At 70.1% G+C, this 9640-nt stretch carries 11 protein-coding genes and 1 pseudogene; 2 read left to right on the top strand and 10 right to left on the bottom strand.

Features of this window, described 5'->3' with window-relative positions; all coding sequences use genetic code 11:
* The 7 genes and pseudogenes from A5701_RS02900 to A5701_RS02870 all read right to left on the bottom strand — a co-directional run.
* Positions 1 to 381: pseudogene (locus tag A5701_RS02900) on the bottom strand (c-type cytochrome biogenesis protein CcsB); the annotation flags it as partial.
* Positions 378 to 2018, bottom strand: a complete 1641-nt coding sequence (locus tag A5701_RS02895; RefSeq protein WP_067748325.1) for a cytochrome c biogenesis protein ResB — start codon at positions 2016 to 2018, stop codon at positions 378 to 380. The pseudogene A5701_RS02900 and the gene A5701_RS02895, both read right to left, overlap by 4 nt.
* Positions 2018 to 2797 (bottom strand): cytochrome c biogenesis CcdA family protein, encoded by a 780-nt coding sequence (locus A5701_RS02890; RefSeq protein ID WP_067268699.1) that lies wholly within the window; start codon positions 2795 to 2797, stop codon positions 2018 to 2020. Before A5701_RS02890 ends, A5701_RS02895 begins: the two co-directional genes overlap by 1 nt.
* Positions 2794 to 3366, bottom strand: a complete 573-nt coding sequence (locus tag A5701_RS02885) for a TlpA disulfide reductase family protein (protein ID WP_067748323.1) — start codon at positions 3364 to 3366, stop codon at positions 2794 to 2796. The genes A5701_RS02890 and A5701_RS02885 overlap by 4 nt, the downstream gene beginning before the upstream one ends.
* 17 nt (positions 3367 to 3383) lie before the next feature.
* Positions 3384 to 3992 (bottom strand): histidine phosphatase family protein, encoded by a 609-nt coding sequence (locus tag A5701_RS02880; RefSeq protein WP_067748321.1) that lies wholly within the window; start codon positions 3990 to 3992, stop codon positions 3384 to 3386.
* Positions 3992 to 5323, bottom strand: coding sequence for a glutamate-1-semialdehyde 2,1-aminomutase (hemL, locus tag A5701_RS02875; RefSeq protein WP_067748318.1), 1332 nt, complete (start codon positions 5321 to 5323; stop codon positions 3992 to 3994). Before hemL ends, A5701_RS02880 begins: the two co-directional genes overlap by 1 nt.
* A gap of 57 nt (positions 5324 to 5380) precedes the next feature.
* A complete protein-coding gene (locus A5701_RS02870) occupies positions 5381 to 5725 on the bottom strand; it encodes a hypothetical protein (RefSeq protein ID WP_067748316.1) in 345 nt (114 codons plus the stop codon).
* Positions 5726 to 5798: 73 nt separating this feature from the next.
* Between A5701_RS02870 and A5701_RS02865 the strand changes: the two genes are divergently transcribed.
* A complete protein-coding gene (locus tag A5701_RS02865) occupies positions 5799 to 6194 on the top strand; it encodes a nitroreductase family deazaflavin-dependent oxidoreductase (protein WP_067748314.1) in 396 nt (131 codons plus the stop codon).
* Between the two features lie 96 nt (positions 6195 to 6290).
* On the opposite strand, the gene A5701_RS02860 is transcribed toward A5701_RS02865, so the two are convergent.
* Complete coding sequence (locus A5701_RS02860) at positions 6291 to 6713, bottom strand: MarR family winged helix-turn-helix transcriptional regulator (protein ID WP_067748312.1); 423 nt, start codon at positions 6711 to 6713, stop codon at positions 6291 to 6293.
* A 143-nt stretch (positions 6714 to 6856) separates the two neighbouring features.
* Here A5701_RS02860 and A5701_RS02855 point away from each other — a divergent pair, with 143 nt between their 5' ends.
* Positions 6857 to 7345 (top strand): hypothetical protein, encoded by a 489-nt coding sequence (locus tag A5701_RS02855; protein WP_067748310.1) that lies wholly within the window; start codon positions 6857 to 6859, stop codon positions 7343 to 7345.
* A gap of 3 nt (positions 7346 to 7348) precedes the next feature.
* On the opposite strand, the gene A5701_RS02850 is transcribed toward A5701_RS02855, so the two are convergent.
* On the bottom strand, positions 7349 to 8719 hold the full coding sequence (locus A5701_RS02850) for an amino acid permease (protein WP_067748307.1): 1371 nt from the start codon (positions 8717 to 8719) through the stop codon (positions 7349 to 7351).
* 30 nt (positions 8720 to 8749) lie between these two features.
* Complete coding sequence (locus A5701_RS02845) at positions 8750 to 9490, bottom strand: class I SAM-dependent methyltransferase (RefSeq protein WP_156669888.1); 741 nt, start codon at positions 9488 to 9490, stop codon at positions 8750 to 8752.
* Between the last annotated feature and the right edge of the window lie 150 nt (positions 9491 to 9640).

The following is a 9640-nucleotide window of genomic DNA, read 5'->3' as shown; positions in this document are numbered from 1 at the left end:
CGCCCCGGCGAGCAGCCCGCACATGCAGGTCAGGTTGATGAACTCGTACATGTTGCCCCACGGCACCCGCACGGTGGCCAGGCCGCGCAGCACGATGCAGGCGAACAGCAGTCCGATGCCGAGGTAGACCACGGCCAGCCCGGCCCGCCCGACGCGCTCGTCCAGCGGCCGCCCGGGGACGTCCTCGACGATGCCGGGGGTGACGCTGTCCGAGGCGACCGCGCCGGCCAACACCCGCTCGCGCCGGTCGACACGGCGGCCGCCTGCGTACGCCAGCTCGAAGGCCAGCAGCAGCAACGCGATGACGAGCGCCACCACCGCCGACGTGAACGCCCAGTCGGAGTAGCGTGCCAGCCCGACGTTGACGTGCAGTGTGTTCATTTGACGTCCACCTCAGAACTCCTTCTGGACGCGGGGGGCTTGACCGCCTCCGCGACGTCGGGCCGACCCAGGCCGTCCAGCACCCGCTCGGTCAACCGCTCGAACTCGTCGCCCCACCCGGAGTTGTCGGTGCGGGCCAGCCCGCCCAACTCGACGTTCACCGTACCGGTCCCCGGAGTGAGCCTGACCCACACCCGGCGGCGGCGCACCAGCAGCGACACCAGCAGGCCGGCCATCATCGTGATGGCGAAAACGAGCACCCAGATCTGCCCTGGGTCGTGGGAGACCTGCAGGTTGACGAACGGCACGGCGCCGTCGAAGCGGACGACGGTGCCGGCCGCCGGGCCCGCCTCGATCCGGACCTCCTGTCCGGCCCGCAGGTTGACCCGCTTCTCCTTGGTCAGCCGGCCCTGCTGGATCAGTCGCGGATCCAGCGTGAACAGCGACTGCGGCCGGCCGGTGTCCAGCCCGGTGTCGCCGCGGTAGATGTCGACGGCCACCGCCGGGGCGTTCAGGGCCGGGAAACGCGACGACAACAGGGTGCCGTCGAGCTGCTCGGTCGGCGCCAGCAGGCCCTGGATCGCGATCTCGTGCTGGCGGCGGTCGGCGGCGTTGGGATAGCTGCCGGCGGGCGGGTCGATGCGCACCACCCCCGACGAGAGCAGCGTCTGCGGGTTGTCCGGCCGCCATTGCACGGTCGACGTGCGCGTCTGCCCGTCCGGGAACCTCACGGTGAAGGTGGGCGCGTAGCCGTGGCCCTGCAGGTACACCCGGTCGCCGCCGATTCGCAGCGGGTGGTTGACCTCCAGGCGGTAGGGCCGCCAGGTGTTCGCCGTGAGATCGCCGCCCGATTGGTAGTCGATGTCGGCGGCGAACGAGGTGGCCTGCCCCGACGGCAGGTAGTGCGCCTGGAAGTCGTTGACCCGGATGCAGATCGGATTCAGCGACGTGCCGTCGACGGTGTTGCCGGCGCGGAACGAGTCGAACGCGGCCGGCGAGGCCGAGCAGAAGCCCGGGCCGGAGTCGGCGATGACGATGACGTTGCCCTCGTAGCCGAAAAGCTTCCCGACGGCCACCGCGACCAGCAGGCCCAGCAACGAGAAGTGGAAGACGATGTTGCCGAATTCGCGCAGGTAGCCCTTCTCGGCGGACACCTCGACCAGGCCGGCCTCGTCGTCGTCGGGGTGTCGGATGGCGGTGCGCCAGCCGCGCAGCCGGCCGGTGATGTTGTTCGCCAGGGCGTTCAGCTCGTCGGGGTCGGCCGGCAGCTGCGCGCTGGCGTGCTTGGGCAGGCGGGCGAGGTTGCGCGGGGCGGCCACGGGGGTGGCGCGCAGGCTGCGGGCGTGCTCGATCATCCGCGGCGTCAGGCAGCCGACCAGCGACACGAACAGCAGCACGTAGACGGCCGTGAACCAGAAGCTGGAGAAAACGTTGAACGCCTGCAGCCGATCCAGCCACGGCCCGATGACCGGGTGGGCCTTCAGGTAGTCGTCGACCTTGCCGGCGTTGAGGCTGCGCTGCGGCAGCAGCGCCCCGGGTATCGCCCCCAGCGCGAGCAGGAACAGCAGCACCAGCGCGGTGCCCATCGAGGTCAACGCGCGCCAGGTGTTGCGCCCCCAGGCAAGGAGTCTCGCCATCAGATCGGCAGCCTCACGTCGGACACGAACGCGTCGCGCAGCCAGGAGACGAAGTCGTTCCACACCCCGCTGACCAGCAGGACACCGACGGCGATCAGCAGCGCGCCGCCGAAAACCTGGATGGCCCGGGTGTGGCGCCGCAGCCAGCCCAGGGCGCCCACGGCGCCGGCCGAGCCGAACGCCAGCAGCACGAACGGTATGCCCAGCCCCAGGCAGTACGCGATCACCAGGACGATCCCGCGGGCCACGCTCGCGCCGTCGGTGGCCGAGGCCACGGTGATCACGCCGGCCAGCGTCGGCCCCAGGCACGGCGTCCAGCCCAACGCGAAGACCGCGCCCAGCAGCGGCGCCCCGGCGACGGTCGTCAGCTGGCGCGGGCTGAACCGGGCCTGGCGTTGCAGTGCCGGGATCAGGCCGACGAAGGCGAGCCCCATCACGATCGTCAGCACGCCCCCGACCCGCTGCAGCAGCAGCTGGTTGGTGATCAGCGTGGTCGTCATCCCGAGGACCGCGACCGTGCCCAGCACGAAGATCGTGGTGAATCCGGCGACGAACAGCGCCGCCGAGCCCGCGACCCGCCACCGCGCCGACGGCGGCGCTTTGACCTGGCCGGGCAGGGGCTGCTCGTCGACGCCCACGACGGCGGCCAGGTAGGACAGGTAGCCGGGCACCAGCGGCACCACGCACGGGGAGGCGAAGGACACCAGCCCCGCCAGCAGGCACACGCCGAGGGCCACCAGGAGCGGTCCGGCGGCGGCGATCTGGGTGAATCCGGTCACTCGCGGGCCAGCTTCTGCACCACGGGTTGCAGGTCGGCCGCCAGCAGTTCGCGCAGGAACACCGCCGCGACCCGGTGCTGGCGGTCCAGGACGAGCGTGGAAGGGATCACTGTGGTGGGGTACTTGCCGCCGAACGCGATCAGGGTGCGCATCGCGGGGTCGTAGATCGAGGGGTACGTCACGTGGCGGTCGTTGACGAAGTCCAGCGCGGCCTGCCGGTTGCTGTCGCGCACGTCGATACCCAGGAACGACACCCCGGCGTCGCGGGTGGCGTCGTAGACCTGCTGCAGCTGGCCGACCTCGGCGCGGCAGGGGCCGCACCACTGGCCCCAGATGTTGATGACGACGACCCGGCCGGCGAAGATCGGGTCGTTCAGCGACAGCGGGTGGGCGGGGTCGGCCAGGTCGGGGCCGGTCAGCGGGCCGGGGCGGCCGCGGGCCGACGGCGGGTCGTAGTAGATGTCGGTCTTCCCGCCCGGCGAGACGAATTCGAAGGTGCCGCCCTGGGCCACCGCGTCACGACCGGACGAGCAGCCCGCAACGAGGGTCGTCACCACGGCCCCCGCCATCGCCAGTCGCCATGCGATCAAAGCGCCGCCGGCTCCCGATACTCGACGTCGGCCAGCCGGTCGCCCTCGTACACCAGGGTGGTGATCGAGCACAGCCCGCACTCCCGCCTGCGCGGGTCGTGCCACAGCCGCCTGCCGGTGAGGTGCAGCCGCAGCGTCCACACGGGCAGCTGGTGGCTGACGCACACCACCTCGCGGCCGGCCGCACGCGCGCGGGCCTTGTCCACCGCGGTCGTCATCCGCGCGGCGATCTCGGCGTACGGCTCACCCCACGACGGGGTGAAGGGGTTGCGCAGCTGCCACCAGAACCGCGGGTCGCGCCAGGCGCCGTCACCCGGGCCGACGCGGCGGCCCTCGAAGAAGTTCGCCGATTCGATCAGGTCGTGGTCGGTGTCCACGGCCACGTCGTGCTTGGCGGCGATCGGCGCTGCGGTTTCCTGGGCCCGCTGCAGCGGGGAGGCGACCACCGCGACGATGTCCCGGCCGGCCAGCGCGTCGGCGACCGCGGCCGCTTGCTCGCGACCCTTGTCGGACAGGTGGAATCCGGGCAGCCGTCCGTAGAGGACGCCGCTCGGGTTGTGCACCTCGCCGTGGCGCACCACGTGGACTCGCGTTTGATCGGCCATCAGGGCTTGTCCTCCTGGGCGGCCGCTTCGGCCGCGATGGGCAGGGCTTCGGCGATCCGGTCGAACGCCGCGTCGTCCAGCGCCGCCGAGACGAACCAGGCCTCGAAGGCGCTGCAGGGCGGGTAGACGCCCGCATCCAGCAGGGCGTGGAAGAACGGCGGATAGCGCCAGGTCTGGCTGGCCCGCGCGGAGGCGAAGTCGGTCACCGGCGCGTCGGTGAAGAACACGCTGAGCATGTTGCCGGCCCGTGAAAGCTGATGCGGCACAGACGCATTGGTCAATGACTCGGAGAGCAGGGCGGCCAGCCGGTCGGCGTTGGCGTCCAGCGCGGCGTAGACGGCCGCGTCGGCGGCGCGCAGCGTCGCCAGGCCGGCGGCCACCGCCACCGGGTTACCGGACAGCGTCCCGGCCTGATACACCGGACCCAGCGGCGCCAGCCGCTCCATCACCTCGGTGCGGCCGCCGAACGCCGCCGCGGGCAGCCCGCCGCTCATCACCTTGCCGAAGGTGAACAGGTCGGCGTCGACCGGATCGATTCCGTACCAACCGCTTCGGCTCACCCGGAAGCCGGTCATCACCTCGTCGACGATCAGCAGCGCGCCGTGCTCGGCGGTGATCGCGCGCAGCGCGGCGTTGTAGCCGGCCGCGGGCGGGACGACGCCCATGTTGCCGGGGCTGGCCTCGGTGATCACCGCGGCGATCTGGTCGCCGAGCTCCGCGAAGGCCTGCCGCACCGCGTCAACGTCGTTGTAGGGCAACACGATCGTGTCGGCGGCCGCTGCGCCGGTGACCCCGGGCGAGGACGGCAGCCCCAACGTCGCCACGCCTGATCCCGCGTCGGCGAGCAGCGCGTCGGCGTGGCCGTGGTAGCAGCCGGAGAACTTGACGATCTTGGGCCTGCCGGTGAACCCGCGGGCCAGCCGGATCGCGCTCATCGTCGCCTCGGTGCCGGAGTTGACCAGCCGGATCCGCTCCACGGGCGCCACCCGGCCGATGATCTCGGCGGCCAGCTGGCTCTCCGCCGGGGTGGGGGCGCCGAACGACAGGCCGGACGCGGCGGCCCGGGTGACGGCGTCGACGACGGCGGGGTGCGCGTGCCCCAGGATCATCGGGCCCCACGAGCAGACCAGGTCGACGTAGCGATTGCCGTCGGCGTCGGTGAGCCAGTACCCGTTGGCCTCGGTGATGAAGCGCGGGGTCCCGCCCACCGCGGTGAACGCCCGCACCGGGGAGTTCACCCCGCCGGGGATGACGGCGCAGGCGTCGGCGAACAGCCGGGCCGACGCCGTCGTCATCGCGGCGTGCGCGGTCGCCCGGTCACTGCTTCCCATGACAACCAGTGTCCCAGCCCCTGCGGCCGGTACAACTACAGGGTGTAGCAGGACGGGTCAGGCGTCGCCCTGCGATCCGGCTTGCTGGGCGGCCTGGAAATGATGGCGGGCGGCTTCGCGCTCTTTTTCCGCCGCCCGCCGGTGCGCCTCGACGTCCCCGAGGCGCTCGTCGGCCGCCCGCTCGTGCACCTCGGCGGCGCGCTCGTGGGCGACGGCGGCCTCGTAGTGCCGGTCCCGGTCGCGGCGGTGCGCCTCGTGATCCCGCTCGTGGGCGTGCCTGGCGCGGTCGGTCGCGAGCTCGACGTCTTCGAGCGTGATGGGTTTGCGCGCAGCCAGGGCTTCACCCCTGCGCTTGAGCTCGTCGGCGCGCTGGGCCGCCTCGTTACCCGGCGAATCACCCATGTTCAGACACTAGACCCGTTCGGTGTGAAAAGTTGGGTTGATGCCGGGCGGTTGCCGCGAGTTGGATGGCGGTATGCAGATGCCACAGAGTCTCGCCCGGTTCAACCGTCGCGTCACCAACCCGATGCAGCGGCTGTGGGCCGGCTGGCTGCCGCCTTTCGCGATCGTGGAACACGTCGGCCGCCGCTCGGGCAAGCCGTACCGCACCCCGGTGAATGTCTTCAGCGCGGAGGTCGACGGCAAGCCCGGGATCGCGATCCTGCTGACCTACGGCCCGGACCGGGACTGGCTGAAAAACCTGACAGCCGCGGGCGGCGGGCGGATGCGCCGCAACGGCAAGAGCTTCGGCATCGCGGACCCGCGGGTCGTCAGCAAGGCCGAAGCGGCGACCCACGTCAGCCCCGGAGCGCGGCCGATTTTCGCGCGGCTGCCGTTCGAGGACGCGGTGCTGCTGACCAAGACCGAGTGAGGTGGCTGCCCGCACGCCCGCGTGGCTCCGGCGTCCGGGCAAGCGGCTGATCCAGGTCGGTCAAATCGACACCCGCACGGCGTGCGCTCGACATGGTCAACCGGACGCCAGTTGGCTGAGCACGCGCAGAAAAGCGGATCGGTCGCTGGAGGACAGCTGCCCAAGCCAGCGCTCCTCGGCTTCTCGAATGTCGCGCTGCGCGGCACTTCTGATCGAGCGTCCGGCGTCGGTGATCGCAAGCAGGCGCGCGCGACGGTCGTCGGGATCGGGTGAGCGTTCGATGTAGCCGTGCTCCTGCAGCTCGTCGAGCGTGGGAATGATGCGCGTCTTGTCGGCGCCGACCGCCTCGGCGAGCGCCGCTTGCGTGCGAATCGGCGACCCGTCAAGCGCGCCGAGTATGACGTAACCCCACATCGACAGGCCGTGCGCCGCCAGCACCGGCCGCTCGGCGGCTACGGCTTGGCGGGCCAGCGGCACGAGCATCGCCGCGAGATCTGGACGGTTCGACTTTCGGCCCATGTCGTGATGATAGAGTTTGCCAGATTATAAGCGTCGTCATATCATCTACATTCGCTTATTATTTAACGTGTTCCCCGTACCCGCGCCCGCCGATCGCACCGTTACGCACTCGTCGCGACCGCCATTCGACATAGGAGCTCGCCATGACCACAACCCGATCCGACGCCGTCCGTGGTGACGATGGACGTCCAGCGACCGACGGGGCGGCCGGCCAGCCGCCGATCACACCAGGGGCCGGACTCATCAGCACCGACTGGCTGCCGGGCCCCTGCGACTCAACCCGGTTGCCGGTCGTGGTGAGCTACACCGACTTTCACGCCGAATCGGAGAAGGATTGGCAGCAGGTCGCCGAGCTAGGTGTGAAGCTGGCGGAAAGTTGGCCGATTATGCAAGGCGCCGTCGGGCTGTGGCTGTGGGGCAAACCCGCCGAGTGGCGCGGTGGATCGCTATCGGTCTGGAACAACGGAAGCGATTTACGCCGATTCATCCGTTGGCCCGTGCACGCCGAAATCATGAGGAACTGGCGGGGACGGCTGCGGGTGCAGTCGGCGAGTTGGGCCGACGAGCGATTCGTCCCGACACTGACATGGCATCGCGCCGAGGAGCACATGCGGATACCCCGCCGCGTGTGAACGTCAGTCGTCAGCGGCGATCGCGCGGCGAGTACCGATTCGGCTACGGACCCGGGCAACGACGTACAGCCCGACCACGACGGCCCACGACAGCAGGCTGAGCCAGAGCTGGCTGCGCGCCGAGCGGTCGAACGCCATCTGCACCAGCACGGCGGTGATTCCGGCGAGGGTGAGGATGGAAAGTACCGGAAAGAACCACATCTTCACCCGCAGCTTTGCGGCGGGGGTGCGGCGGCGCAGGATGATCTGCGACAGCGCGATCAGCCAGTAGACGAACAGGATGACGGCGCCCGACGAGTTGAGCAGGAAGAGGAACACGGTGTTGGGCGCGACGCGCGCCATGACGACGCAACCGAATCCGACCGCCGAGGAGCACAGGATCGCGATGTGCGGAACCCCCCGCCCGCTGAGCCTGACCAATCGCGCCGGGGCCTCACCGCGGTCGGCGAGCACGAACAGCATGCGCGACGCCGTGTAGAGCCCCGAGTTCAGGCAGGACAGCACCGCCGTGAGCACCACCGCGTTCATCACCTGGTCGGCGCCGCGCAATCCCAGGTGGTGCAGCGCGGCCACATAGGGCGAGGCACCGAGTTCCACTGAGTCCCAGGGCAATATCGCCACCAGCAGAAAGACCGAGCCGACGAAGAAGACGCCGATCCGCGCCACCACCGACCTGGTCGCCTTCTGCACCGCGAGCTCGGGGTCCCGGCTTTCGGCGGCGGCCACGGTGACGATCTCGGCGCCCACCATGGAAAAGATCACCACCACGATCGCGGCGAAGACGGCCCCCACGCCCTTGGGAAAGAATCCGCCGTGCGCGGTGAGGTTGCCCAGGCCGCCGGGATGGCCGGGCACCAGGCCCAGGACGAACGCGGCGCCGATGCCGAGAAAGACCACGATGGTCGCGACTTTGATTCCGGCGAACCAGAATTCGAATTCACCGAAGGACGACACGGAGAACAGGTTGGTCGCGGTCATCAAGATCATCAGGCCCAGCGACAGCAGCCACAGCGGGGCGTGAAACCAGTAGTTGAGGACCTTCCCGCCGGCGACCGCCTCGAAGCCGACCACGATCACCCAGAAGTACCAGTACAGCCAGGCGACCGAAAAGCCCGCCCAGCCGCCCAGCGCCCTGCCCGCGTAATCGGCGAACGATCCGGTCGACGGGTTCGCCGCGGCCATCTCCCCCAGCATGCGCATCACCAGGACGATCAGCAGGCCGCACAGCGCGTATGTCAGGAACGCCGCGGGGCCGGTGTCCTTGATCACCACGCCGGAGCCGACGAACAGGCCGGCGCCGATCACCCCACCGAGGGCGATCATGCTGAGCTGGCGCTGCGACAACCCTTGGCGCAGTTGCGGAGTGCCGGCCATCGCTCCTCGCCCCCGCCCGGTGAACCGCGGTCAGTCCAACCGGGTGGCCACCACGGACCACACCGGGAGGTGCACCCGGTGGTCCTCCAGAAGGGGGTCGATGACGCCCAGCCGGTGCACCAGCGGCCGCATCCGCTGCAGGATCTCGCCCTGCTGCTCGGAGGCGAACTCCTTCATGGCGTCGAACGTCTCCTTCAGGAAGCGGGCCTGATACGTCGTGCCGCCCAGGTAGTCGATGCGCCATCCGTTGGCACCGAACACCCGCTCGAAGTTATCGGCGGGGATGGCCGTCCACTGCAGGCCGTTGACGTTGTGGGGGCTGAACTCGAACATGTACAGCCGGGCTCCGGGTTTGGTGGCGCGGTGCAGCGCCTGGGCGTACCGCGTCTGGACGACCCCGTCGTTGAGGAACACGTGATAAAAGGCGCTGTCCACCACCGTGTCGAAGCGGCCCTCGAACCCCTCCAGCTTGGTGGCGTCGGCCACCTGGAAATCGACCTGGACGCCGGCCCGCTCCGCGTTGCGTTTGGCTTGCTCGATGGCCGAGGGTGAGTCGTCGATGCCGGTCGCCGAATACCCTTGCGCCGCAAAGTGAATGGCATGGTGGCCGGGACCGGTGCCGGGATCGAGCACCTCGCCGCGGATCCCGCCGTAGGCCACCAGCTGCTGCACCGCCGGCTGCGGGCCGCCGATGTCCCACGGGATCCGCCGGCCGGCGTGCTCGGCCTCGTCGTACAGCGGTTCGAAACCGGCGACGTTCGCGTCAGTCATCTCTTCTCGCTTCCTCGCGGCTGCCGACTGCGAACGAGACTACTGCGCGGAGGGCTCAGAGGTGCAGGTCTTGCTCCCGGATCGCCGCCGTGGCGAGCACGCTGATGACGGCCGTCGCCACCAGGTACCCACACGCCAGCCACGGCGCGC

It is taken from the genome of Mycobacterium sp. E3305 (assembly GCF_001666785.1).
Taxonomy (GTDB): domain Bacteria; phylum Actinomycetota; class Actinomycetes; order Mycobacteriales; family Mycobacteriaceae; genus Mycobacterium.
The sequence above is the reverse complement of the archived record's forward strand: the minus strand, read 5'-3'. Positions and strand labels throughout refer to the sequence as shown.